At 63.2% G+C, this 26,248-nt stretch carries 20 protein-coding genes and 2 pseudogenes; 19 read left to right on the top strand and 3 right to left on the bottom strand.

Annotation, left to right across the window (positions count from 1 at the left end; genetic code table 11):
- The first annotated feature begins 39 nt into the window (after positions 1-39).
- A complete protein-coding gene (locus BN9444_RS10655; RefSeq protein ID WP_066487040.1) occupies positions 40-738 on the top strand; it encodes a DivIVA domain-containing protein in 699 nt (232 codons plus the stop codon).
- A gap of 21 nt (positions 739-759) precedes the next feature.
- Here the strand turns inward: BN9444_RS10655 and BN9444_RS10650 are convergent, their stop codons facing one another.
- Positions 760-1,338, bottom strand: a complete 579-nt coding sequence (locus tag BN9444_RS10650) for a hypothetical protein (protein ID WP_066487036.1) — start codon at positions 1,336-1,338, stop codon at positions 760-762.
- A gap of 166 nt (positions 1,339-1,504) precedes the next feature.
- Between BN9444_RS10650 and BN9444_RS10645 the strand changes: the two genes are divergently transcribed.
- From BN9444_RS10645 to BN9444_RS10625, 5 genes are all read left to right on the top strand, one after another.
- Positions 1,505-2,047 carry a YceD family protein gene (locus BN9444_RS10645; RefSeq protein ID WP_066487033.1) on the top strand — a complete coding sequence of 181 codons (543 nt, stop codon included), beginning with the start codon at positions 1,505-1,507 and terminating at the stop codon, positions 2,045-2,047.
- Positions 2,044-2,820, top strand: coding sequence for a ribonuclease III (gene rnc, locus BN9444_RS10640; protein ID WP_066512772.1), 777 nt, complete (start codon positions 2,044-2,046; stop codon positions 2,818-2,820). Before BN9444_RS10645 ends, rnc begins: the two co-directional genes overlap by 4 nt.
- Before the next feature lie 6 nt (positions 2,821-2,826).
- The gene (mutM, locus tag BN9444_RS10635) at positions 2,827-3,645 is read left to right on the top strand and encodes a bifunctional DNA-formamidopyrimidine glycosylase/DNA-(apurinic or apyrimidinic site) lyase (RefSeq protein ID WP_066487030.1); all 819 of its coding nucleotides are present in this window, start codon (positions 2,827-2,829) and stop codon (positions 3,643-3,645) included.
- A gap of 68 nt (positions 3,646-3,713) precedes the next feature.
- Complete coding sequence (locus tag BN9444_RS10630) at positions 3,714-5,234, top strand: alanine/glycine:cation symporter family protein (RefSeq protein WP_066487028.1); 1,521 nt, start codon at positions 3,714-3,716, stop codon at positions 5,232-5,234.
- 47 nt (positions 5,235-5,281) lie between these two features.
- Complete coding sequence (locus BN9444_RS10625; RefSeq protein WP_066512765.1) at positions 5,282-5,560, top strand: acylphosphatase; 279 nt, start codon at positions 5,282-5,284, stop codon at positions 5,558-5,560.
- A 139-nt stretch (positions 5,561-5,699) separates the two neighbouring features.
- Here BN9444_RS10625 and BN9444_RS14340 read toward each other — a convergent pair whose 3' ends face one another.
- Complete coding sequence (locus BN9444_RS14340; RefSeq protein ID WP_066512750.1) at positions 5,700-5,918, bottom strand: TetR family transcriptional regulator; 219 nt, start codon at positions 5,916-5,918, stop codon at positions 5,700-5,702.
- A gap of 76 nt (positions 5,919-5,994) precedes the next feature.
- On the opposite strand from BN9444_RS14340, the pseudogene BN9444_RS13900 reads away from it, so the two are divergent.
- Both BN9444_RS13900 and ftsY read left to right on the top strand, forming a co-directional pair.
- A pseudogene (locus BN9444_RS13900) lies at positions 5,995-9,380 on the top strand (chromosome segregation SMC family protein).
- Complete coding sequence (gene ftsY / locus BN9444_RS10615; protein ID WP_233423611.1) at positions 9,319-11,064, top strand: signal recognition particle-docking protein FtsY; 1,746 nt, start codon at positions 9,319-9,321, stop codon at positions 11,062-11,064. Before BN9444_RS13900 ends, ftsY begins: the two are co-directional and overlap by 62 nt.
- A gap of 65 nt (positions 11,065-11,129) precedes the next feature.
- On the opposite strand, the gene BN9444_RS10610 is transcribed toward ftsY, so the two are convergent.
- Positions 11,130-12,359: a hypothetical protein gene (locus BN9444_RS10610; protein ID WP_068801893.1), complete on the bottom strand. Its 1,230-nt coding sequence runs from the start codon at positions 12,357-12,359 to the stop codon at positions 11,130-11,132.
- Between the two features lie 224 nt (positions 12,360-12,583).
- On the opposite strand from BN9444_RS10610, the gene BN9444_RS10605 reads away from it, so the two are divergent.
- From BN9444_RS10605 to BN9444_RS10555, 11 genes and pseudogenes are all read left to right on the top strand, one after another.
- Positions 12,584-15,559: a DUF4040 family protein gene (locus BN9444_RS10605; RefSeq protein ID WP_068801892.1), complete on the top strand. Its 2,976-nt coding sequence runs from the start codon at positions 12,584-12,586 to the stop codon at positions 15,557-15,559.
- Positions 15,560-16,030: a sodium:proton antiporter gene (locus BN9444_RS10600; RefSeq protein WP_066486995.1), complete on the top strand. Its 471-nt coding sequence runs from the start codon at positions 15,560-15,562 to the stop codon at positions 16,028-16,030.
- Positions 16,030-17,568, top strand: coding sequence for a monovalent cation/H+ antiporter subunit D family protein (locus BN9444_RS10595; protein ID WP_068801891.1), 1,539 nt, complete (start codon positions 16,030-16,032; stop codon positions 17,566-17,568). Before BN9444_RS10600 ends, BN9444_RS10595 begins: the two co-directional genes overlap by 1 nt.
- Positions 17,569-18,111, top strand: coding sequence for a monovalent cation/H+ antiporter subunit E (locus BN9444_RS10590; protein ID WP_181734554.1), 543 nt, complete (start codon positions 17,569-17,571; stop codon positions 18,109-18,111).
- Positions 18,111-18,401, top strand: coding sequence for a cation:proton antiporter (locus BN9444_RS10585; RefSeq protein ID WP_066486988.1), 291 nt, complete (start codon positions 18,111-18,113; stop codon positions 18,399-18,401). The genes BN9444_RS10590 and BN9444_RS10585 overlap by 1 nt, the downstream gene beginning before the upstream one ends.
- Positions 18,402-18,406: 5 nt before the next feature.
- Positions 18,407-18,709, top strand: a pseudogene (locus BN9444_RS10580) (Na+/H+ antiporter subunit G); the annotation flags it as partial.
- Between the two features lie 579 nt (positions 18,710-19,288).
- A complete protein-coding gene (locus BN9444_RS10575) occupies positions 19,289-20,695 on the top strand; it encodes an ammonium transporter (RefSeq protein ID WP_066512726.1) in 1,407 nt (468 codons plus the stop codon).
- A gap of 3 nt (positions 20,696-20,698) precedes the next feature.
- The gene (locus BN9444_RS10570; protein WP_066486982.1) at positions 20,699-21,037 is read left to right on the top strand and encodes a P-II family nitrogen regulator; all 339 of its coding nucleotides are present in this window, start codon (positions 20,699-20,701) and stop codon (positions 21,035-21,037) included.
- Positions 21,038-21,041: 4 nt separating this feature from the next.
- Positions 21,042-23,144 carry a [protein-PII] uridylyltransferase gene (locus tag BN9444_RS10565; RefSeq protein WP_068801890.1) on the top strand — a complete coding sequence of 701 codons (2,103 nt, stop codon included), beginning with the start codon at positions 21,042-21,044 and terminating at the stop codon, positions 23,142-23,144.
- 52 nt (positions 23,145-23,196) lie between these two features.
- On the top strand, positions 23,197-24,831 hold the full coding sequence (gene ffh / locus BN9444_RS10560) for a signal recognition particle protein (protein WP_066486979.1): 1,635 nt from the start codon (positions 23,197-23,199) through the stop codon (positions 24,829-24,831).
- A gap of 172 nt (positions 24,832-25,003) precedes the next feature.
- A complete protein-coding gene (locus tag BN9444_RS10555) occupies positions 25,004-26,155 on the top strand; it encodes a TIGR04053 family radical SAM/SPASM domain-containing protein (protein ID WP_068801889.1) in 1,152 nt (383 codons plus the stop codon).
- Positions 26,156-26,248 lie beyond the last annotated feature (93 nt).

Below are 26,248 nucleotides of genomic sequence, written 5' to 3'. Positions count from 1 at the left end.
TCCCCGTTGTGGGGCGGAGTCCCACGTATTCTGGTGGGCATGTATCGCGTATTCGAGTCCCTTGACGAGCTTGTACAAATCCTGGAGCAGGCCTATGGCGTGCCCATGACGTCGAACTGCGTCGTCCCGCGCAACGATATGCTGGCACTTCTCGATGAGTTGCGCAATGCGCTGCCCGTCGAGCTCGATGATGCACAAGACGTGCTGGACCGCCAGGACGCCATCCTGGCCGGTGCGCAGGAGCGTGCTGACCAGACCATCGCGGACGCGGATCGCGATGCCCAGGACATGGTCGCGCGTGCACAAGAAGATTCGGATGGCATGCTCGCTGAGGCCCAGCAGCGTTCCACTTCGATGGTGGCACAGGCGGAAGATCGTGCCGCCCGTACCGTCGAGGATGCGCGTGCTGAGGCCGAGCGTCTTGTCGCACAGGGCAATCAGTCCTATGACCGTGCGGTGGCGGAAGGTCAGGCGGAGCAGGAGCGTTTGGTCTCCGAGTCTGAGGTCGTGCGCCGCGCGGATGACGAGGCACACCGCATCGTGGAGACCGCCCATGCGGAATCCTCGCGCCTGCGCCGCGAGTGTGATGATTTCGTCGACGAGAAGCTGTCTCAGTTCGAGGAATCGCTCACGGGCATCCTGCGTACCGTGGGCTCCGACCGTCAGGCTCTGCGCCGCGGCGCCGGTGCCTCCGGGCGCGGCGAAGAAGACTACAACGCGTACCGCGCGCAGCGCTAAGCGGGGAATAGCCCGGCGGCCCTAGCGGGTGTGCGCGTGGACGCGCGTGGGGGCATCGGCAGGCTGGGGGCGCCGGGTCTGTGCTGCCAGACCCGCGAAGAGCAGCGCGATGATGCTGCTGGGAATGGCGTAGAGGATCCACATTATGGTGAGCGACGTGGACCAATTGGCCGTGGCGTTGGTGCCAAACTCGAGTTCGTAGACGATATTCGTGAGGATCTCCACGGTGACCGTGCCGAGCATCATGCCAGCCACGGCAACGAAGACGGAGGCGACGGGGAACGTGCCGCGCCACGCTAAGACCGAGGCGGCGAAGATGCATAAACCCGAGGCGATAATGACCGTTACCGTGAAGGGGATTGGCAGCAGCGTAAAGATTCCGAAGCTGAGTCCGCAGGCGAACCCGCGGACGAGAAGCTGACGGAAGCCCAAGCACCGCGTGGTACCAGCGGTGCGGGGACGTGTGAAGTGGCGCGCAAGGAAGCCGATTCCCACGAGGAGAGCGCAGGGCACCACGGCAGCGAACACAAAAGCATGAAGGGCTTGTGGCGCCAGGGTGGCTACGGCGCTCGACGCGCTCGCGAGGGATTCGTTGGTCATAAGAAAAGAATAAGGACGTGCGCTACGCGGAAGAAAGCACTTTGGGTGTACTTAAAGGCCTTTGTGCGCACCTCGACAGGTGATTGCCAGAGAGCGGAGCAAATCTGTGTGCCCGGTAGGCGAACCGCCATGTATAGGGGCGTTCGGGGTAGGATATGTCATTGCTATGACTTCTCCACTTAAGTTTAATGTTGCGGACTTGCTGCGCGGACCGGATGCTGATGGCATGCCGCAGCAGCGCACGCAGACGGGGCCGGCGCCGGAGCGCATTGGTGTCGAAATGATTGCTATCCCCAAAGGTAGCGAGCTGGGCGTCGACGCGACGCTCACCCCGCTGGGCGGCGCGATTATGGTCGACGCCGATATCCATGGACAGTTGGAAGGCGAGTGCGCGCGGTGCTTGCGCCCGCTCACTCCGCCGGTGGACCTTCACATCACGCAGGTCTATGCCACGGACCCGGATTTCATTTCTGGTGATGCGGCGGATGAGGCGGACGAGGGCTCGGGTGACGAGACTCCGATCATCGAGGGTGACGAGATCGATATTCTTCAGGCCGTCATCGATGAGGCTGGCTTGACGCTGCCGTTTAACCCCACGTGTGAGGGCGGCTGCGACGTGCCGGAGGTCGAGGGCGTGACGCTGGGCACCTCAGGCGAAGAGGATAATACGACTGACCTGCGTTGGGCCGGACTGGAGAAGTTCCTGTGAGCAAGAAAACCAAGATGACGGGTGAAGAAGCGCTGGAGGCTGCGTTCAACTCGGTCGACCATGCGCCGCTGCTGGCGTCGCTCGGCATCGACATTCCGCATGACTTGCTCCGTCTTGCGCTGTCGCACCGTTCCTTCGCGAACGAGCACGGCCACTTGCCGAACAACGAACGACTGGAGTTTCTTGGTGACGCGGTGTTGGGCCTGTCCGTGGCCTCGCAGCTCTATACGCAGTACCCGTCGCGTCCTGAGTCTGATATCTCGAAGATGCGCGCGTCCATCGTCTCGCGCTACGGCTTGTCTGACATCGCACGCGAAATTGGCCTGGGTCAGTACATCCTGCTGGGCAAGGGCGAGACGACCACGGGCGGCGCAGATAAAGACTCCATCCTGGCAGACACGATGGAGGCCCTTTTGGGCGCCATCTACCGCACGCATGGTTTTGAGCCAGCGCGCGCCGTGATTCTCACTCTGTTTAAGAAGAAGATCGACAACGCCACTGCCTCGGGCCGTCATTTGGACTGGAAGACGAACCTGCAGGAGTTGTGCGCGGAGCTGCGCGCGCCCATGCCGGTGTATTCGGCGACGTCCACCGGCCCCGAGCATGCGCAGACTTTCACCGCATACGCGCATGTCGCGGGTAAAGAGCTAGGAGTGGGTACCGGTCAGAACAAGAAGCTGGCCGAACAACAGGCAGCAGAAAAGGCCCACGGCGCGCTGACGGAGCACCCGGAGCTCGTTGCTGGCACCGTTGATAAGTGGACCCAGAGCTAGGTCTGCATGCCGGAACTTCCTGAGGTCGAGTCTGTCCGCCGGGGGTTGGTGGGCTATCTGCCGGGCCGCACGTTTGAACGCGTGGAGGTCCTTCACCCGCGGTCGAACAGGGGACAACTGGCGCCGCTGGCGGGCCTGCTCGTGGGGCGCACCGTCGCGGATGTCGCGCGCCGGGGCAAGTTCATGTGGCTCGAATTCGAGGGGGAGGACCGCAGTGATTCGCACCGCGACGTTCTCCATGTGCACCTGGGCATGTCGGGACAAATGCGGGTGGGCGAGGTTTCGTCGAAACACGTGCGGGTGCGCGCGAAGTTATCGGAGGGACTCGAACTGTCCTTTATCGACCAGCGCACGTTCGGCTATTGGCTCTATGGTCCCTGGTCGAAGATTGCACATATCGCGCCTGATCCCTTGGAACCAGCCTTCGATGTCGTGGCGACCGCGCGACGGCTGCGGCGAAAGAAGAGCGCCGTGAAAGTCGCGCTCATGGACCAGACCGTGGTGAGCGGAATTGGCAATATCTACGCGGACGAGGCGTTCTGGGCGGCGGGGATCCGACCGACGCGGCGCGCCTCGAGCCTGTTGCAACGTGAGGCGGTGGCGCTCCTCGGAGCGGCGTCGGACGTCATGGGGCGCGCGCTCGCGGTGGGCGGCACGAGCTTCGACGCCTTGTACGTCAACGTCAATGGCGAATCCGGATACTTTGACCGCTCCTTGCACGCGTATGGGCGAGACGGCGAACCCTGCGATCGGTGCGGCACGCCGCTGACCAAGATCGTGGTGGGCGGGCGCGGCACGCACTACTGTCCGAATTGTCAAAAATAGGGGAGAGTGAGATGTCTCCTGCCGCATGAGATAGGTAGATCCGGCTCACATACCCTATTGTTTTCTGCATGCAGGAAATTTTCAGCACCGTGCTCGGTGCGATTAACAACACTCTGTGGACATGGGTCCTTCCGTGGCTGCTCATCGCCGCGGGTCTCTTCTTTGGTTTCCGGACTGCCGTCGTGCAGATCCGTATGGTTCCCGATATGTTCAAGGCCATCGTCGAGCGCCCCAAGGGCGTGGGCGCCGACGAGGACGAGGAATACGGCGGCATCTCCGCGTTTAAGGCGTTCACCATTTCCGCGGCGTCGCGCGTGGGCACCGGCAACGTCGCCGGCGTGGCCGTCGCGATTTCCGTCGGTGGACCGGGCGCGGTGTTCTGGATGTGGGTGATTGCCATCCTCGGTGGCGCGACGGCCTTCATCGAGTCGACGCTCGCTCAGCTGTGGAAGATCCGCGACGGGGATACCTACCGCGGTGGCCCGGCGTACTACATGAGCCGCGGCCTGGGCTGGAAGAAGCTGGCGGCGGTCTTCTCCGTGGCCATCGCCATTACCTTCGGCTGGCTCTACGAAGCATTCCAGACCAACGCTATTTCTGAGTCCTTCGCGACCTCCTTCAACCAGGACTCCACGACATTTAAGGCCATCATCGGTCTGGCCGTTGCATTTGTCTCGGGTCTCATCATCATCGGTGGCGTGAAGCGCATTGCCAACATCACGCAGGTCGTCGTGCCCTTCATGGCGCTGGCATACCTCGCCGTTGGTCTCGTGGTCATCGTCATCAACATCGGTGAAGTGCCTGCAATGTTCCTCCACATTGTGGAGTCGGCCTTCGGCTTCAGCGAGGTCGCGGGCGCGACACTCGGCATGGCACTGATGAAGGGTATTCAGCGCGGCCTGTTCTCCAATGAGGCCGGTGAGGGATCTGCCCCGAACGCTGCGGCCACCGCGACGGTCTCGCACCCGGTCAAGCAGGGACTCGTGCAGACGCTCGGCGTCTACTTCGATACCCTCGTCGTCTGTTCCATCACCGCGTTCATCATCCTGCTGGGCACGGACTTCGAGTCCTTCGGCAGCGACGAGATCGCTGGCGTGGCCCTCACGCAGTCCTCGCTGAGCAACGTCGTGGGTGCATGGGGTACGCACTTCATCACCTTCATTTTGTTCTTCCTGGCCTTCTCTTCGGTGCTAGGAAACTACTACCTTGCGGAATCCAATATCACCTACCTCTTCAAGCAGAAGTGGGCGCTGTGGGGCTTCCGCGTTATCTCTGTGGCTTTCGTCTTCTACGGCGCCGTGGCCCCGCTGGGCACTGTCTTCGACCTGGCCGATACCGGTGCTGCCATCATGGTGCTGCTCAACGTCGCAGCCATCGTGCCGCTGTCGGGTGTGGCCATCAAGCTGCTCAAGAACTACAACGAACAGCGTCGCCAGGGCGTCGACCCCGTCTTCCACCGCGATATGCTGCCGGGCGTGTCCAACATCGAGGTCTGGGACGGTTCCGATCCTGTGACGCGTCGTAGCGTGGAAGACCGCCAGCACTTGAACGATAGTCTGGGAGACCACACCAACTTCCGCGAGTTCTAACTCGCCACGAGAAACCCAGATACCGAAATTTAAGGAGATCTCACCCCATGGTTCGCATGACCGCATTTGTTCACGGCTACGTCCAAGGAGTGGGGTTTCGTTGGTGGGTGCGCTCCCGCGCCCTAGAACTTGGCTTGGTCGGGCACGCCACAAACTTGAGCGACGGCCGCGTCCAAATCGTCGCGGAAGGGCCGCGCGAGGTCTGTGAGCGCCTCCTTGAGCTCACCCGTGAGCAGCCGTCCACGACGCGCCGCCCCGGCACGGTCGACACGGTCGTTCCGCAGTGGGCAGAGCCCAAGGGCGAATCGGGCTTTGTCGAACGCTAGACACTACGGGGAAGGTGGCTCATCCATCGCGTGGTGAGCACCGCAACTTCGCGCGCTGGCGGCGCGGAGGAGCACAGCGTAGGGACGGAGGGCATCGGCAAGCTCAAAGACGTGCTGCCAGCCCTCGGCGCCCGCGTCGTTATCCGCGGCGAGCACGGCCACCCGCACGGAAGTGCCGGTATAAGGCCGAGCGCGCAATACCTGATTCCCGCACGATATCCGTGACGGTGATTGTCTCCCCTTCCTGCTCACCAGCGAGATGATTGAGTGCGCCAACGACACGATCGAAAGCGCTGTGTGCGGAGGCGTCATTGGCTTCGCGCACGGCGCGCAGTTGTGAATCGGAATGGAAAATCATGGGTAAGTTTGTTTTAATTTAAAATTAAAAAGTACTTATATCTGGGTCTGGCGCAGGGCTTGCTAGAATTGCACGAATGCACCTCAAATCGCTCACGCTCAAAGGATTCAAGTCCTTCGCGTCGGCGACGTCTATGAAATTTGAGCCCGGCATCTGCGCCGTGGTTGGTCCCAACGGCTCCGGCAAATCCAATGTCGTCGATGCCCTCGCGTGGGTCATGGGGGAGGGCTCCGCCAAAACGTTGCGTGGCGGCAAGATGCAGGACGTCATCTTCGCCGGTGCGGGTGACCGCAAGGCCTTGGGTCGCGCCGAGGTGACGCTCACCATCGACAACGCGGATGGTGCGCTGCCCATCGAGTACTCCGAGGTCTCCGTCACCCGCCGCATGTACCGCGACGGCGCGAGTGAATATGAAATTAATGGTGCCAAAGCCCGCCTCATGGATATTCAGGAGCTGCTCAGCGACTCCGGTATCGGCCGCGAGATGCACGTTATCGTCGGGCAGGGCAAGCTCGCGGAGATCCTTGAGTCGCGTCCGGGGGACCGCCGTTCCTATATAGAAGAGGCGGCCGGCGTCCTCAAGCACCGCCGCCGCAAAGAAAAGGCGCAGCGCAAGCTCACCGGCATGCAGGCGAACCTGGATCGCCTCCAGGACCTCACGGATGAGCTGGGCAAGCAGCTCAAGCCCCTCGCGCGACAGGCGGAAGCCGCGAAGCGCGCCGCCACGGTCCAAGCGGATCTGCGCGACGCCCGCCTGCGTCTCGCCGGCGATCAGGTCGTGCGCCTGCGCGCCGAATACGACAACGCGGAGAAACAAGCCGAGCTCCTCGCTGAACAGGTCGCCACGCTCCAAGCTCAGCTCGAAGCTGCAGAAGAAGCCCACGCCGACGTCGAGGCCCAGCTCGCCGTCGCGGCACCGGCTGCCGATGCCGCCCAAAAGCTGTGGTTCGATCTGTCCTCGCTCGTCGAGCGCGTCTCTGCGACCCAGCGCATCGCCACCGAGCGCGCCCAGAACGTCGGCGCCCAGGTCGCCTACTCCGGCCAGGATCCCGAGGATCTTGAGGCCCGCGCTGCGCGTGCCGACGAGGAACACGAGATGCTCCTCGAAGCGGCAGAGGAAGCCGCCATGCGCCTGGAGTCCCTGCGCGAAACCTTGCTGGAGAAACGGGAGGCCTTCGAGGCCGCCGACCGCGAACACATGGCCCAACTGCGCGCCATTGCGGACCGCCGGGAGGGCGTTGTCCGTCTTATTGCCGCGGAGGAGTCGCTTACTGCTCAGGTCGAGTCCGTCGAATCCGAGCTCTCCCGCCACGAGGAGACCCTCGGTTCCACCCGTGAGCGCACGCAGGCCGCCCAGCGCGAGGCCGACAGCGTCGCGGATAAGCTGGCGGCCCTCGATGCGGAACGCCAGCCCCTCGAAGAAGCCCACGTGCGCGCCGCTACGGAATCCGATGCCGCCGATAAGCGCCTCGAGCAGCTGCGTGACGGCCAGCGCGAACGCGAACGCGCCGTCTATACGCTGCGCTCGCGCATCGAGACGCTGGCAACCACCGCGCCGGAGACCGCTGATCTCGGTCCCGACTTCCATCCGCTCGCGGACTTCCTCACGACCTCGCAGGAAACGGCCGTCGCCGCGGCGCTGGGCGCCTTCGCCGACGCCCAGGCCGGCAGCCTCACCCCTGAGCTGCTCACGCAGCTTTCCGATGCCGCCCGCGCCACGCTCTTCGACACCTCCACGTACCACGACCCGGGGGACTGGCGCCTCGACGCGACGCTCCCAGGTGGCTGCTCGTGGCTACTCGACCACGTCACCGCAGTTCCGGAAGTCCGCGCCGCCGTCACGCGGCTCCTCGCCGACGTCGTGCTTGCCCCCGACGCGTCTGCAGNCGCACGCAGGCCGCCCAGCGCGAGGCCGACAGCGTCGCGGATAAGCTGGCGGCCCTCGATGCGGAACGCCAGCCCCTCGAAGAAGCCCACGTGCGCGCCGCTACGGAATCCGATGCCGCCGATAAGCGCCTCGAGCAGCTGCGTGACGGCCAGCGCGAACGCGAACGCGCCGTCTATACGCTGCGCTCGCGCATCGAGACGCTGGCAACCACCGCGCCGGAGACCGCTGATCTCGGTCCNGTCGCCGCCCGCATCGCCGCCGCCGAAGCCGAACTCGTAACCGCCCAAGCGGAGCTCGAGGAACTTTCCGGCACGTTCGAGGGCGCCAAGCTCGCCGCGGAAGACGCCCGCGTCACCGCCGCCTCCGCGAAGGCCGCGCTGCGCGAGCACGACACGCAGATTGAGGCGTGGAAGCGCGACCACCAGCGTCTCCTGTCCCAACATGCGGCGAATAAGGCGGAGCACGAGAAGGCCGCCGCTCGCGCCACGGACATCGAGGTCCAGCTCACGCAGCTGCGCGAGCAACTCGCCGAGGCCCGCGACCGCCTCGCCCGCGTCGACGCGGACGNCCACGTTCAGCAGGCCGCGGCCCAGGTCTCCGCCGCGCGCTCGCAGCTCGACCGACTCACCTCGAACGCGCATAACTCGGATATCGCACGCTCCCAGGCCCAGGTCCGCCGCGACGAGGCCGAAGCTAAGCTTGTCGAGCAGCTCGGCCTGTCGATGACGGATCTGCTCCGCGATTACACGCCGGGCGAGGACTTCGACCGCGCCGCGGAGACGAAGCGCCTCAAGCAAGCCGAAAAAGACTTGAACTCCCTGGGCAAGGTCAACCCGCTGGCCCTCGAAGAATACAAAGCGCTGGAGGAGCGCTACACCTTCCTTTCCACGCAGCTCGATGACGTCATCCAGGCGCGCAAGGACCTCACCGGCGTCATCGAAGACGTCGACGAACAGATTCTCCAGCTCTTCACGGACGCGTGGAACGATGTCGAGGCCGAGTTCCCCAAGGTCTTTCAGACCCTCTTCCCAGGCGGCGAGGGCCGACTCGTCCTCACCGACCCAGACGACATGCTCACCACGGGTATTGAGGTTGAGGCTCGCCCGCCGGGAAAGAAGGTCAAGCGTCTGTCCTTGCTTTCCGGTGGCGAGAAGTCGCTCACCGCGCTGGCCATGCTCGTGGCCATCTTCCGCGCGCGCCCCAGCCCGTTCTACGTCATGGACGAGGTCGAGGCCGCCCTCGACGACGTCAACCTGCGCCGACTCATTGCGCTCTTCGAGGAGCTGCGCAAGGACTCGCAGCTCATCGTCATCACGCACCAGAAGCCGACGATGGACATCGCGAACGTGCTCTACGGCGTGACCATGCGCGGCGACGGCGTTACGCGCGTCATCTCGCAGCGCATGACGCGCGCCGGCGACGCCNTCGTGTGTCTTTGGCACTATAGAGAGCATGAACACAACTCTTACCGTCGTTATCGTCGTTGCTCTCCTGCTTCTCATCATTCTTGGAGTGATTATTGGAGGCAAGAAGCGCGGCGAAGCGAAGAAGGTCTCTTTCGAGAAACCGGCTGAGATTGAGGAAAAGCAGCTCACGCAGGAGCAGAAGTCCGGCAACTACCAGGCCCAGGGCGGCTTTAACTTCACGCAGGCTGGCCCAGCAAAGGAGCCGGTGACTCCACCGTCGAACCCGAGCGCACAGCCGGGTTCCGCTGAGCCGAGCGCAACGGCGATGGCCAACGAGCAGCTGCGCGGCGAGACTCCGAAGACTGAGTCTAAGACGCCGGAGCCCGTGAAGTCCGAACCCGCTGCGCCGGTCCAGGACTCGAAGGTCGTCGAGGAAACTAAGCCGGAGCCGGTGAAGTCTGAGCCGACCGCCCCGGTTCAGGAGCCGGAAGCGGAGAAGCCTGCTGCGGGTGCTGCAGCTGCCGGTGCCGCAGGCGCTGCTGCTGCAGCAGCTGTTGGTGCGGCGGCGACCGAGAACGTGGAGGCCGAGAACGTGGAGGCCGAGGAGGCCGCTGCACAGGCAGATGCCGCAGCGGAGACCACACGCGACGAGGTCGAGGAAGAATCCGCGACGGAAGACTCGCCGGTCTTTGACGAGGTCGCCGAGGATCCGGATGACGCCGACATCGCAGATGCGGTGGACGACATCGAAGACGACGCGGATCTCGAGCGCACCCAGGAGGCTGCGGCTGCGGCCGAGGCACAGACGGCATCGGCCGCTGAAGCCCGCGAGGTCACCGAGGTTCCGGAGGAGCCGACGTCCGAGACCGCGTCCGAGGACACCGAGCTGGTGGAGACGCCGGCACAGCCGACGGAGGACATTGCGCCAGCGGCTGGTCGTCTGGGCAAGCTGCGTGGACGCCTGTCGCGTTCGCAGAACGCCATCGGACAGGGCCTCATGGGCATTCTGTCCGCGGGCGACCTGGACGATGACGCGTGGGAGGAAGTCGAAGATACCCTCATCATGGCGGACCTAGGTACCAAGGCCACGATGAAGGTCACCGAGTCTCTGCGCGAGAAGATCGCCGAGCGCGGCGTGAACTCCGAGGCGGAGGCCCGTGAGATGCTCCGCGAGTCGCTCATCGAGGTCGGCCACCCGGAGATGGATCGCTCCATCAAGGCCATGCCGAACCAAGGCAAGCCGGCGGTCATCATGGTCGTGGGCGTCAACGGCACCGGCAAGACGACGACCACGGGCAAGCTCGCCCGCGTGCTCGTCGCCATGGGCCACCGCGTCCTGCTCGGTGCGGCGGATACGTTCCGTGCCGCGGCCGCTGACCAGCTCGAGACCTGGGGTCGCCGCGTCGGCGCCGATACTGTGCGCGGCAAGGAGGGCGCGGATCCTGCGTCCGTCGCATTCGATGCCGTCGCGAAGGGGGTGGAGCAGGGGGTCGACGTGGTGCTCATTGACACGGCCGGCCGTCTGCACACGTCGACTGACTTGATGGACCAGCTGGGCAAGGTCAAGCGCGTGGTCCAGAAGAAAGCCGAGGTCGACGAGGTCCTCATGGTCATCGACTCAACCGTGGGCCAGAACGGCCTCGTACAGGCGCGCGTGTTCCGCGAGATCGTGGATATCACGGGCGTCGTGCTCACGAAGCTCGATGGCACCGCCAAGGGCGGCATCGTCTTCCAAGTTCAGGAGGAGCTCGGCGTGCCGGTCAAGCTCGTGGGCCTGGGCGAGGGCGCGGATGACCTCGCGCCGTTCGAGATTGAGGGCTTCGTTGACGCCCTACTTGGCGACAAGAAGTAAATCGAACACGTGATGAGCTCCGCAGTGAACTGCGGAGCTCTTTTTATATCTGTTTTTATATCTGCTTAATCGCCGACGGTCTTCGTCGCGACGAAGTCCGGATCCTCGGCGCCGTCCGCGTCGATGATGAAGTCGCCGTCGCGCATGTCGACGCTGAACGTCCAGGCGGGGAGTGCGTCAGGAAGATCGGCGGGGGCGATCGTGCTGAAGTCGTCGTTCATCGTCACGACGATATCGCCACGCGCGATAGACGTCGTTTGTGAGCACATGGGAACTGCGGTGTGTTCCGGATTGAGGGTGGGTTCCTGGACCGTCACGGCGGTGGAGTAGCCGCCGTTGCCGAAGCGCAGCCCGACACGTTCATCTGCGCTGCTCGCAACGTCCACGAGCGTGGGGAGTGCTTTGATGCCACCGTCGAATTCGAGATTGAGATTAAAGCACAGGCGCCCCCAGCTCGATCCCACGACGTCGTCCATGGTGAGCTGGTTAACGTCGCTGAGCCACGTCCGAATATTCGTGCTCTCGCCTGCGAATTCGATGGCGGTATCGGGTGACTCGACCGTGTCGAGGCCCTCCGTGGTGCGTGCGAAGCGTTCCTGATCGAGGGGGATGGCGCCGGTGCGGGCATCCTTGAAGCCTTCGCCGGGAGCCTGGACGTTGTCGAAACCGTCAAAGTTCGTGAGCACGCCGAGCTCGACCGCGCGGTTGGTGAGCGCCATGAGGTCGTTGGCCAGGGGCGCGACTCGTTCCACATTGTCTGAGGCGGTCATCTGGAACTGCTCGAGCGGAGTTCCCTTTGGGCCGAAGACGGAGAAGAGGGGAGTGGACTGCATCTCGGTGTCTTCGAGGCGGTAGACCGTCCAGTCCGCGAGCGCTGGATCCTTAAATGACGTGGGTTCTGCTACTTCTTCGGTTTCCATGCCCTCACGGAATTCCGTGGCTTCGACAAAACTGATCATGGAGATGAAGAGTCCTGGCTTATCCTCGCTGTCGACGGCAGTCATGCCGGCGCAGGATTTTCCGTCGAGGAGGACGTCACTTGCGGTCGAATCGGCTCCGACGTCGAGTCCCGCTGACTCGTCGAAGCCCGCCTGCACGAGGAAAGGCATGGGCAGCTCGCAGTCGGCGAGGCGGCCGTCCACAAAGAGACGTTCCACATCGCCGTCTGCGAGGGGGAATTCTGTCTCCGACTGTTGGTTGGGCAGATCTTCTTTTGACTTGAGCTCGGGCAGCGCCGAACACCCGCTGAGTGCGAGGAGGGCAACGGCAGGCAGTGTGAGAAAGCGAGGGTGCATAGCGGTGCCCTTAGGGGATAGTGACGTTATTTCACCTTACCTAACCATCTCGTTACCTGCATCACACATGCGGGCGGGGTATGGGGGCATCGGAAAGCTCTGTGCCTTGTCGAACGAACGAAAGGTAATGTGACCTGGGACGAGCCCCGATGGTAGGGTTGAAAACGCTGTATTTAATGCGCATCTGTCCTATTTCAACCAATGTTTGTGAGGCGAGTTCTTTCGTGACTCTTAGCTTTGTTGTCCTCCTCGCAGCCTTGGCATTGATCCTTGCACCCGGGCTCGTCAAGCTCATGGACCGGCAGGCGGGTTACCCGCTTGCGGTCCTTTTTGTTGTGGCCGCGGGGCTCATCATCTCTCGTCTGGGGGACGTGCTGGACGGCACGCCTCTCACCGTCACGTATACCTGGGTTCGCAATTTCGTGGAACCAGGCATGGACGTGAGCGTGTCCCTGCGCGCGGACGCGCTGAGTGCTTTCTTTGCCTTGCTTGCTCTTATCATCGGCGCTGTGGTGTTTACCTATTCCGCGGCGTATCTGCCGAAGAAACAGGGGAATACCAGTTTCTACGTCCTGATGACGGCATTCATGCTGTCCATCCTCCTGCTGGTGTTGGCTAATGACGTGGTGTTGCTCTTCGTCGCGTGGGAGCTTGTCTCCCTCGCGTCGTTCATGCTCATCGCGCGTTCCGGCTCCGGCGGCGAGGCAGGCTCCCAGCGCACGTTGGTCCTCACCTTCATTGGTGGGCTCACCTTGCTCACCGCGCTGGCGATTGCGGCGACGGCAGCAGGGACGACGCACATTGAACTCATTCTGGCCTCTGACGTGTGGGCACAGCGCCCGGGCCTGACCGCGGGCGTCGCGGTGCTCGTGGCGATTTCCGCGTTTACGAAGTCCGCGCAGTTCCCATTCCACTTCTGGCTCCCAGAAGCCATGGCGGCGGCGACCCCGGTCTCGGCCTTCCTACACGCCGCGGCCGTCGTCAAGGCGGGCATCTACCTGCTCGTGCGTTTCTCCACCATCTTCCACGACGTGGCCGTATGGAACTGGCTACTTATCGTGGTGGGCATGGGCACGGCGATCATGTCCGCCGTCTTCGCGGTGCAGAAGACCGATCTGAAGAAGCTCACGGCATACTCGACCGTCTCGCACCTGGGCTGGATTGTGGCGACCATCGGCGTCGGCACCCCCTTCGCCATCGCGGCCGCCATCGTGCACACGGCGGCGCACGCGCTGTTCAAGTCTTCGCTGTTCATGCTCATCGGCGTCATCGACCACGAGGCGGGCTCCCGCGACATTCGTCGCTTGGGCGTGCTGTGGAATAAGATGCCGTGGACGTTTGGTTCCGTGGTCATCGGCGCAGCCTCCATGGCGGCGGTCCCGCCGCTGCTGGGTTTTGTGTCCAAGGAAGGCATGCTCACCGCGTTTGAGGATGCCCCGATTGGCTCAGCCGGCCAGGTGATCCTGTTGCTTGCCGCGGGCATCGGCGCGTTCTTTACTTTTACGTATTCTGCGAAGATCGTCTTCGGCGCCTTCTTCGACGGCCCGCGTGATGTGAGCGGCGTCCACGAGGCTCCGGTGCGCCTGTGGCTCCCGGCCGCGTTGCCCGGATTCATGTCCTTCCCGCTCGTGTTCATCATGGGGCGTGCGGACGAGCCTGTCGATGCCGTCGTGGATGCGGTCGGCTTAGAGTCCCACACCCACTTGGCACTGTGGCATGGTCTTACCATCCCGCTTCTCATTTCAGTGACGGTGCTCGTGCTCGGTGTTGTGGGCGTTGTGTTCCGCAAGCGCTTCTGGGCCGCGTTCGAGTCCCGCCCGTTCCTGCCACGCAGTGGCAACGAGCTCCTGCACTCCATGCAAAAGGGCGCGACGTGGATTGGTCGCCAGCTCGGCCGCATGTCCGATACGCATAATCCCTCGCGTCTCATGCTGCCTATTGTGCTGCTCATTATCGTTCTTGCAGGTGCCGCTCTCATTGGCGAGGGCGTCGACGGCGTCGCGTTGGCACCGCGCGTTCCTGGCTTGGACAACCCGTGGGATATCATTCCGCTGCTCATCGTGGCGCTGTCCATGATTGGCCTGGTGCGCACGCACAACCGACTCACCGGTGCTGTCATGATTGGTATCGCTGGTGCGGGCGTGACGCTGCAGATGCTCATCATGGGCGCGCCGGACGTGGCGCTTACGCAATTCCTCGTTGAGGCGTTGTCGGTCATCGTCATGATGATGGTCCTGCGTTACCTGCCGGAGCGTTTCCACAACGTGCAGAACACCTCGCGTCGCACGGGCTCGATTGTCATCGCCATCCTTGCTGGTATCGCCGCCTTCCTTGGCGTGTGGGCTCTCATGGGCCGCCACGAGCGCTCGAGCCTCGCGGAGTGGTACCTCAACGAGGCACCCGGAATTACTGGCGGCGACAATGTCGTGGCGACCATCATCGTCGAGTTCCGTGGACTCGATACCTTGGGCGAGCTGTCCGTGCTGGGCATGGCTGCCGTCGTTATCGCCGCGATTACCTCGACGCTGCCGCGTTTCCCGTTTACCTCGGGCACGCGCCCGGCGCCCTTCGGCCAGTCGCAGCTCAACTCCGTGCCGCTGCGCAAGGCCCTCATCCTTGTGGCGCCGATGCTGGTTATCTTGTCGCTCATCGTCTTCTACCGCGGACACCAGGTCTCGGGCGGCGGCTTCCCGGCCGCGCTCATCATGGGTGCCGCGATCGGCTTGGCGTACCTGTCCCGTGGCTCGGATGAGATCGTCTTCGGCCGCATGACGCCTATCCACCTCACCGGTATCGGCATCCTTGTTGCGCTGTCCGCCGGTTTTGTGGGCTACTTCCATCACGGCTGGGGCAACGGCGGCTTCCTTGCTGCTATTCACGCCGAGGCCTTCGGCCAGCACTGGACAACGTCCATGATCTTCGACTTAGGTATTTACCTTGCGGTGCTGGGCATGCTCACCATGGCCATCAACGCCCTGGGTGGTTACTTGCGCCCCGGTACAGAGCGTGACTACCTGCCGTGGGTCCACGGGGACGACTCCTCGCTGCCCACGACGCCGCGCATCACTATGGATAACGCGGACGATCCGTACCCGGCCCCGATTAACCCCTCGACCGACCCGTTGGCCTTGCTCAATGAACGCGAGGCTCGCACCAAGAAGCCGTCTGTTCGCGCAGCACGGATGAAGGGGGAGAAGTAAATGTATCTCGCACTTACCATTGGTATTTTGATGGCCGCTGCGGTCTATCTCATCCAACAGCGTGGCCTTGTCCACATCGTGTTGGGCATGATGGCCTTTAGTCACGCTGCGAACCTCACGTTGCTGGCCACGGGCGTCTACTCCTACCGCGGCGAATCCTTCCCTTCCCGCGTCGATGCCGCCGAGATGGCAGACCCGCTGCCGCAGGCTTTCGTGCTTACGGCGGTTGTTATCTCCATGGCGACAACGACGATTTTGCTTACCATGGCGGCCATGGGCGCCAACGACGACACGGATGTCGTCGAGCCGGTGGATGACAACACTGTCGACCACGCGTTTAGCACCTTGGGTCGCGACGCAAAAAACCGCGACATTCTGGAACGCTCCGCAAATGCGGTGCAGCGCATTAAGAACCCGGATGAGGGCGCGCTTTCTCCCAACGCCGCGAATGCTGAAGGGGGCGAGAAGTAATGCAACTTGCAAGTCAGCTCCTCCCGCTGTTCCCCGCGGTCCCGCTCGTTTCTGCTGCGTTGGCTCTGCTGGCGCCGTGGCGCCGCGTGCGTGACGCCATCATGCTCATCATCCCGGGTATCGGCATCTTCGCCGGCCTTGGTCTGCTGGCGTTTACGTCGCAGAACGGCGTCGTCGCGCATACCGTGGGTCTGTACGTGGGCAATGCCGGTATCGCCTTTGCGGCCGACTCTTTCTCAGCATTGCTCATTATCACGACGATGATCGTCTCGTTCGGCGCGAACTGGTTCGCCATCGTGGGTGGCGAGACCAAGTCTCGCTACTATCCTGCGTTGACGCTCATTCTCATCACCGGCGTTAACGGCGCGCTCATCACCGCGGATCTCTTTAACTTCTTCGTGTTCATTGAGGTCATGCTGCTGCCGTCCTACGGCCTCATCACTATGTCCGGTACGTGGTCGCGTCTCGCGGCTGGCCGTGCCTTCGTCCTCGTCAACCTCTTTGCGTCGACGTTGCTTATGGTGGGCGTGGGCTACATCTACTCGGTCGCTGGGGCGGTCAACCTCGCGGCGCTTAAGGGCGCTGCCGCTGGCAACGGCCAGGTCACCGTCGCGGCCGGACTCATCGTCATCGCCATCGCAGCGAAGGCGGGTGTCTTCCCCGTGCAGTCCTGGCTGCCGCGTACCTACCCGGGCACCTCGGCAGCGGTCATGGGCCTGTTCTCCTCGCTCCACACCAAGGTCGCCGTCTACATGCTCTTCCGCCTGTGGGTCGTGCTCTTCGACATGGACGCGCGGTGGAACGTACTCATCATCGTCATCATGATCATTTCCATGGCGATTGGCGCCTTTGGCGGCTTGGCGGAAAACTCCATCCGCCGCGTGCTGGGTTATCAGATGCTCAATGGCATGCCGTTCATCTTGGTCATGCTCGCCTTTACGGGCGAGGACCCGCAGCGCGCGCTGGCCGCCGGCATTCTCTACACGATTCACCACATGATTACGGTGGGTTCGCTCATCCTGGCCTCCGGCGCCGTCGAGGAAACGTATGGCACCGGAAACTTGTCCAAGCTGTCTGGCTTGGCCCGCCGCGACCCGCTCATCGCGTGGATCTTCGCAGCCGGTGCCTTCTCCATCGTGGGCTTCCCGCCTTTCTCCGGTATGTGGGGCAAGGTCATGATCGTCTTCGAGGTGGCGCGCACCGGTACCGCGTGGGCCTGGGTCGTCATCACCGCTATTGTCATCGCGTCCTTCGCGGCCTTCTTGTCCATGCTGCGCGTGTGGCGTGAGGTCTTCTGGGGCAAGCCGCTGCCGGTGGAGAAGGTGCCCGATGAACTCGTCATTCGCAAGTACCTCATGGCGCCGTCTTTGGCGCTCATCCTGGGCTCGCTGTGTATGTTTATCTTCGCCGGCTTCGTTGTCGACGTGACGCTCACGGCGTCGGGCGATCTCCTTAATGTGGATGCCTACTCCGCCGCTATTTTGGGCGATGACCCGGTGGGCATGCCGCAGCTCGATGGAATTCAGGAGGGCCGATAAATGGATATTAAGCGGATTCTGCATGGCTGCGTCTATACACCGTGGCTCGTCAAAGAAATCTTTGTCGCAGGTTTCTCGCTCGCACTCGATTCTTTGAAGCCGAATAATGGCTATCATCCGGTCGTGTTGCGTTATCCGCTGCGCGTGACCGATGCCTGGGATATTTTCTGGTTCACGTCGTCGATTACGGCGACGCCGGGAACACTGTCGCTGGGGTTGCGCGAACCTCCGCGTGAAGGTTTACCGCGCATTGTCCTCGTTCAAGCGGTACAGGGCGACGATCCTGCTGACGTGATGGCAAGCCTCGCGGACATGGAAGAGCGCGTGGCACCCCACGTTAAGGGCATCGACTATGGCGTGCCAGGACAAGGAGACGCGACAGAGCTCGACCCAGCGTTCTACGAATATACTTTGGAGACCGTTGGCCGGCACATGCGCGCGCCGGATATGGCTCATGCGGATGACACACCGCTGGCTGCAGATGACACGCCGAAGACGACACCGGCTGATCTCCTCCGCGCCAACCGAAAGGAGCAGAAGTAATGATTGACTTCGCGAATCTTTCCCTCTTCGGGTGGATTGTTGTCATCTGCATCTTCATCATGGGAGGTGCCGTGTGCGCGGGACTCCTGCTTGCCTTGCGCTCGCGTGATGAGCTCACCCGCACGGTGATTTCGGACCTCGTGTTCTACGGCATGATCGCCATGTTTATTTCGTGGACGCTGCTCAACGACATGTCCATTGCGTACGACATCGTGTTGCTGGCAGCCATTGTCGCCGGCGTGCTGCCCACCCTGTCGATGTCCCGCATTATTTCGAAGGGCAGGAGGTAAACCCCATGACGATTGCAGAGATTATCGCGGCGGTGCTCGTCATCGCTGCCACCGTCATGGTCGTTGCAACGACCGTGGCGCTGTGGCGCGCTCCCGATGCCCTCACGCGTGTCAACCTGCTCGGTCCCACCGTAGGCGTGGCCGTGCCCTTGCTCCTTTGCGCCAAGCTCATCATCGATTGGTCGACGACCGGCTTCGATTTTTGGAACCTGGTCAAGGTGCTGCTCACGCTGTTTGGTGTGTGGATTATCGGGTCAGTGGGCTCGTTCTACATGGGCCGTTCCATCTACGGTGTGACGGTCACCGACGTGAAGTTTGCACGCCGCAAGGCCGCGCGTGAGTCTAAGGACCACAAGGTGGTGGCAGACAATCCACTGCCGGCCGGCATTGTGCCGGATCCTAACGCCCCGCAGTCCCCGGGGGATGCGGCAGCACAGTAGGAACGAGGCGCCGGTGAGCTTCTGCTCGCTGGCGTCTTTGTGTTTTTCTAGTCGTCGAAGCTGAGCTCTCAGGTTCAGTGGTGCGAAGTAAGCGTCGGGCGGGTGGTTCGGGCTGTCTGGTGGAACGGTGGTCATGAGAGGCTACCCCTCCATCAAGGCGTTAGATTATATGTTCGAGAGCTACGGCAACCCGGCATGTCCATCCCCGTTGGCGTTGGTCAACACTTTCGAATGCTTAACGTGGGAAGCTGTGCGGGCGGGCGAGGCGAGGTGGGGTCGGGCCTTTAAATTCAGGCCGGGCGTTCGAGCGATCGGGGGTAACGGTGCAGGTGATAGCGCTGACCGGATTGGGGGTGACATGCGAAAGATGAACCCAAGCTGTGTTTCTATAGCGCGACAGGTAATGTCCTTCGCGTACCTATCAATCTATAGAAAAGGGCGAGACGGATGACTCCCGATCAACTGGCTGCGGTGTCCGGCAACTCCGCGTGGATGCTTATCTCTGCTGCATTAGTGCTTCTCATGACGCCGGCCCTGGCGTTGTTTTATGGTGGACTTTCGGATAAGCGAAGTGTCCTCAACATGATGATGATGTCCTTCGGCGCGCTCGGCATGGTCTGCGTCGCCTACGTCCTGTGGGGCTGGTCGATGTCCTACGGCACGCAGTCGTGGGGCGGCGTGGTCGCGAACCCGTTCGAGTTCTTCGGACTGCGCGACTCTATTACGGACGCGGACGGCAACTACATCGCGGGGGCGTCCGGGTATGCGAACGTCATCGATATCGGATTCCAGCTCACCTTTGCGGTGATCTCTACCGCAATTATTTCCGGTGCGCTGCTGGGCCGCGTGAAGTTCGGTACGTGGCTGGCTTTTAGTGGTCTGTGGGTGACTTTTGTTTACTTCCCGCTGGCGCACATGGTTTGGGGTGGGGGGTTGCTCTCCCACGCGGAGCGTTCCCTTTCTTCCTGGATCTTCGGCACCGTTACTGAGGCCGGTGAGACCACCGCGGCAGTCTCGCCGGTGGACTTTGCAGGCGGCACCGTTGTGCATATCTCTGCTGGTACCGCGGCACTCGTTCTCGCCATCGTCGTGGGCAAGCGTGCCGGCTGGCCCACCAAGGTCTCTCGTCCGCATAACCTGCCCATGGTCATGACAGGCGCGGCGCTGCTCTTCTTCGGCTGGTTCGGCTTCAACGGCGGCTCCGCCTTCGCCGCGGATGGTCTGGCGGGCCTGGCGTGGCTCAACACGGCGGCGGCGACCGCAGCGGCCATGCTCGGCTGGATGGCTGTGGAGGCCATTCGAGATAAGGCGGCCACGTCTCTCGGCGCGGCCTCCGGTGTTGTTGCTGGACTTGTCGCCATTACTCCCGCCGCTGGCGCGCTGACGCCGGTGACCTCGTTGATTCTGGGTGGCATCGGCGGCGCGGTGGCGTGCCTGGGCGTGGGGCTGAAGTACACATTCGGCTTCGATGACTCGCTCGACGCGGTCGGCGTGCACCTCGTCGCCGGTCTGTGGGGCACCATCGGCTTGGCACTTTTTGCCAGCGAGGGCGGCCTGCTTACGGACGATGCAGGCTACGGCGTTAAGCTCCTCATTATTCAGACCGTCATCGCGGTGGTCGCTATGGTCTTCGCTGGAATCGTCACGCTAGTCATTGCGCTGGCACTCAAGTACACCCTCGGCTGGAGGATTGAGGACGAAGACGAGGCGGCCGGTGTCGATGTTTCCGAGCACCGTGAGTCGGGTTACGATCTGGCCGCACAATCTGGCATGCGAGCACCCGCTACTATGATTGGCAGTACGAATAATTCCACGGCGCCTACCATCCCGCCGCGCACCGACGTCAAGGAGTAAACCATGAAGCTCATCACCGCAGTAGTCAAGCCCTTTACCCTTCCGGACGTGCGTGCAGCGCTGGAGCAGCTCGATGTCCACGGCCTGACCGTGACGGAAACCCAGGGCTTCGGTCAGCAGCGCGGCCACAGCGAGGTCTACCGCGGCGCCGAGTACGCCACGGACTTCGTGCCGAAGGTCAAGCTGGAGATCGTCCTCGCCGATGAGCAGGTGGACGAGGTACTCAACGCCATCGTCGAGTCCGCGTACACCGGCAAGATTGGTGACGGCAAGGTCTGGGTCACCCCGGTCGAGGACCTCATCCGCGTCCGCACCGGCGAGCGCGGCGAAGCCGCCATTTAGTCCCGTGACACCATCCGACATTCGCGCCGAGGCTTATGCCTCGGCGCTTGCCGTTGTCCGCTCTCTCGATCTGCCCCAAGGCACCGCGCTCGCCGCGACAGGGTCGTTCGCCCGCCAGGAGATGACCCCACGCTCGGACATCGACCTTATTCTCCTCCATCCCGCTGACAAGGAGCTGGACGAGGAAAAGGTCGCGCAGATGTGGTACCCCGTGTGGGACGCGAAGTACCACCTCGACTACGCGGTGCGAACGCCGGACGAGTGTGCGGACATTGCGGCAGAAGATGCATCGGCAGGCTTTGCGCAGCTGGATCTTGCCTACGTCGCGGGCAATAAGCTGCTCGTCGATGAAGCCCGCGCGAAGTTGCTCGCCGTCTGGCGGCGCCAGCTCCAGCGTGGGTTCGATGCGTTTATTGATACCGCCATCGCGCGCTGGCACCGGTCCGGCGCCGTCGCCGCGATGACGAACCCGGAGCTTAAGAACGGCAGGGGAGGGCTGCGCGATATTCAGCTCCTGCGCGCACTCGCGCTGGGCAACCTGTGCGATAATCCGCGGCTCGATACGCAAAAAGAGCTCTTGCTCGACGTGCGCACCCTGCTCCACGTCCACGCGCGCCGCCATCGCGACGCGCTCGACCCCGAATTCGCCGCGGATATCGCAGAAGACCTGGGGTTTAAGGACCGCTATGAGCTCTCCGCCGCGCTCGTCGAGGCCGCCAGCGCGGTCGACCATGCCCTAGAAAGAGGCCTGGCCACCGCCCGCGGGCTCGTAGGGAAAAGGGAGCGGAAAGGGATCCGGCGGCCGCTCGACATCGACGTCATCGACGCCGGGGGCACTATTACGCTCTCGCGCAACCCCAACCTAGAGGATCCGTGGCTGCTCACGCGCGTTGCGGCGGCGTCGGCACGCACGGGCATTCCCGTTTCCGAGGCGACGTGGGTGCAGCTCCAAGAGCTACCCACGGTCACGGACCGGTGGCCACAAGCCGCGGTGGATGACTTTTACTCCATCCTGTCCTCGCCGCGCCATTCCCCGCGGGTTATCGAAGACCTCGACGCGCATGGCCTGTGGGAGCGGCTCGTGCCTGACTGGGCGCATATCCGTGGCCTTCTGCCGCGGGAGCGGTCGCACACGCATTCCGTCGACGCGCATTCCATCAACACGGTGGTGCGCTGTGCGGAGGCCCGCACGACCGTCGCGCGGCCGGACCTTCTGCTCTTGACTGCGCTCTTCCATGACATGGGCAAAGGCTACGACCGCCCGCACGAGCAGGTCGGCGCGGAAATAGTCGTTCGCCAAGCCCAGCGTATGCGGCTCAACCTCGCGGATATGTCGCGCGTGCAGACCATCGTTGCTGAGCACACAACGTTGGCCAAGCTCGCCGCGCGCATGGACCCTTGGTCGGACGAGGCGCGCGACGCGCTTCTCGATGCCGCCAGCTACGACCAGCTCACCGTCTCCCTGCTAGCCGTGCTTGCGGAGGCCGACGCCCGCTCGACGGGGCCCGGCGTGTGGACCTCACGGCTGGCCTCTGCTGTCCACGCGATGACGACCCGCGCGCTGGAGGCGCTCGAGCCCCGGGCGCTCACCCGGCCCATCGTCGACGCCCCGCGCGATATCGGCCTGCGCGTCGACTGGGAGGAGGAGCGGCTTACCGTGTACTGGTGCGGCGAGTACCAGCGCGAGATGGTGCGCCCGCTCGCGCTCATCGCGGCCCTGGGCTGGACCGTCATGGGCTCGCGGATTATCCGCGAGCGGGACGGCAGCTACGCCGCGGAGTTCGATATCCGCACCGTCCAGCAGCAGCTTGCCGATGCCGCCAATGAGCAGCGTTTCCTCCAATCCTATGCGTCGGGCACATACTCGGTCCTTCCCGAGATTGAGCCCGCTCCGACCACCGCTGTCTTTGAACTCGGCGCGGTGCTTACTGTGCGCACGGCGGAGCGGGTGGCCGCGTTGGGCCATTTGCTGGGCGCGCTGCCGGACGTGGAGTGGCTGCGCCACGAGGTTCTCGGCGCCACAATGATCGTCCATGCGCGTCTGCGCGGCGAGGTAAGCCGCTCTGCCGTGGTAGCGAATGTGACCCGGGCCTTGGCAAGCGACTAGAGTAGTTAAAAGCGAAAATCCGTCAAATTTTACTTAAGGGAGCGCCACCGTAGTGTTTGAATCACTATCTGACCGCCTACAATCCGCCCTCTCCGGGCTGCGCGGCAAGGGCAAGCTGACCGAGGCCGATATCAACACGACGGCCCGCGAAATCCGCCTCGCGCTGCTCGAGGCCGACGTCTCGTTGACCGTCGTCCGCGGCTTTATCAAGCGCATCAAGGAGCGCGCCGTTGGTGCCGAGGTCTCCGAGGCGCTCAACCCTGCCCAGCAGGTGGTCAAGATCGTCAACGAGGAGCTCGTGGAGATCCTCGGCGGCGAGACGCGTCGACTCCAGTTCGCGAAGAACCCGCCCACCGTCATCATGCTCGCCGGCCTCCAGGGTGCCGGTAAGACGACGCTCGCCGGCAAGCTCTCCAAGCACTTGGCGAAGAACGGACACACGCCCATGCTCGTGGCCTGCGACCTCCAACGTCCGGGCGCGGTCCAGCAGCTCCAAATCGTGGGCGAGCGCGCCGGCGTGCCCACCTTCGCGCCGGACCCCGGCACGTCCATCGACACCAGCGAGCACGAGATGGGCACCTCCCACGGCGACCCGGTTGCCGTCGCCCAGGCCGGTATCGAGGAAGCCAAGCGCACCCAGCACGACGTGGTCATCATCGATACCGCCGGCCGCCTCGGTATCGACGAAACGCTCATGACACAGGCTCGCAATATCCGCGACGCCGTGAACCCGGACGAAGTCCTCTTCGTCATCGACTCGATGATCGGCCAGGACGCCGTCCAGACCGCCGAGGCCTTCCGTGACGGCGTGGACTTCACCGGTGTCGTGCTCACCAAGCTCGATGGCGATGCCCGCGGTGGTGCCGCGCTGTCCATCCGTGAGGTCACCGGCAAGCCCATTCTCTTTGCATCGACCGGCGAGAAGCTCGACGACTTCGACGTCTTCCACCCGGAGCGCATGTCGAGCCGCATCCTCGGTATGGGCGACCTGCTCACCCTCATCGAGCAGGCCGAGGCCACCCTCGACCACCAGAAGGCCGAGGAAGCCGCAGCGAAGATCGGCTCGGGCGAGATGACGCTCAACGACTTCCTTGACCAGATGCTCATGGTCCGCAAGATGGGCCCCATCGGCAACCTGCTCAAGATGATGCCGGGCGGCAAGCAGATGTCGCAGATGGCTGACATGGTCGACGAGAAGCAGCTCGACCGCATCCAAGCCATTATTCGCGGTATGACCCCCGAAGAGCGCGAGAATCCCAAGATCCTCAACGCCTCGCGCCGCAAGCGCATTGCCAACGGTTCTGGTGTGACCGTTTCTGAGGTCAACTCCCTTATCGAGCGCTTCAACGAGGCGAAGAAGATGATGTCGCGCATGGCCGGCCAGTTCGGCATGCCCGGCATGGGCGGCGGTCGCTCCGCCACGAAAAAGAAGCCCAAGGGCCGCAAGGGCAAGAACGGCAAGCGCAAGCCCGCCAAGCAGCGTCGCGGTGGCGGCGGTGGCATGCCTGGAATGCCGGGTATGCCTGGCGGCATGCCCTCCATGCAGGAACTGCAGAAGATGCAGGAGCAGATGGGCCAAGGCGGAGGCTTCCCCGGCATGGGTGGTATGGGAGGCATGAAGTTGCCCAAGGGTATGGAAAACATCGACCTTGACAACCTCGATTTCGGCCAGGGCAAGAAGAAGTAGCTTTATTATCACTTCAGGCCGGGATGAGCCTTCCGCCACGGGTGTGGGGCTCATCTCGGCCTGAAGCGTCAGTGAGGGACTAGATGGAATGGGAGTGAGGCTCTCCTTATTTTATGCGCGAGATTTCTACGACTAAAGTTGTAGAAAACATTCGCTTCAGTGAGGGGACCCCGTGAAGGACACGCCCATCGTGCGCCAGGTGCGCCACGATATTAACGCCAAGCCGTTCATCGCCATTTGGGAGGTCACGCGTGCGTGCCAGCTCGTGTGCCAACACTGCCGTGCGGACGCTCAACACGAGCCGGCGCCGGGGCAGCTCACCACGGCGGAAGGCAAGGCGTTGCTCGACTCCATCGCGACGTATGACAAGCCGCGTCCCATCGTCGTCCTCACCGGCGGCGATCCGTTCGAGCGCGGTGACCTGGAGGAACTCACGGAATACGGCACCTCGCTGGGGCTCAACATTTCGCTGTCGCCGTCCGTGACGCCGCGGTTGACCCGCGCGCGCCTGGAAGGCCTCAAGGCGGTGGGAGGCTCGGCGCTCTCGCTGTCCCTCGACGGTGCGACGGCCGCGACGCATGACTACTTCCGCGGTTTCAGTGGCACGTTTGTCCGCACCGTCGAGATGGCGGAGATCGTCACGGACGTGGGCTTCCGCCTGCAGATCAACTCGACCATCACGTCGAACAACGTGAAGGAAGCCCCGGCGCTGCTCAAGCGAGTCATCGATATGGGCGCCAAGCTGTGGAGCGTATTCTTCCTCGTGCCCACCGGCCGCGGCACGGGACTCGGCGCGCTCAGCCCGCTCGAGCGTGAAGACGCCATGAACTGGCTCCACGACGTGTCCAACCGCGTTGCCATCAAGACGACGGAGGGCCCGCAGTACCGGCGCATTGTCCTGCAGCGCTCCAAGGGACAGCCCTATGAAGGCGGCGAGCTCTATAAGTTCCTCACCGAGGAAACCGAGCGCCTGCTGGGACCGGCCGAGCACACTCGCCGTCCGCGTCCGCCCATGGCTATTAATGCGGGTTCCGGCTTCGTCTTCATCGACCATCTCGGCGACGTGTACCCGAACGGTTTTCTGCCCATGCACTGCGGAAACGTCAAGGAGCAGACCCTGCCGGATATCTACGCCACCTCGCCGGTGTTTAAGAAGCTGCGCGATCCGCAGCAGTGGTCGGGTAAGTGCTCCGTGTGCGAATTTGCGTCCGTGTGCGGTGGTTCGCGGTCGACTGCGTTCGCTATGACGGGCGATCCGCTCGCCTCAGACCCGACGTGTGCGTACGTGCCGCAGGCGTGGAAGGAACTCCACGCCGCTTCGTAAAACTAGAAGGCCCTAGCAGGTTGGCCATTGGCGCTGTTCACCGAAATTCATGGGAATTCGGCGAGCTGGGTAAATGACCAACCTCCTAGGGCC

Origin of the sequence: Corynebacterium phoceense (genome assembly GCF_900092335.1) — a bacterium.
GTDB lineage: Bacteria > Actinomycetota > Actinomycetes > Mycobacteriales > Mycobacteriaceae > Corynebacterium > Corynebacterium phoceense.
This window is presented reverse-complemented; position numbering and strand designations above follow the sequence as displayed.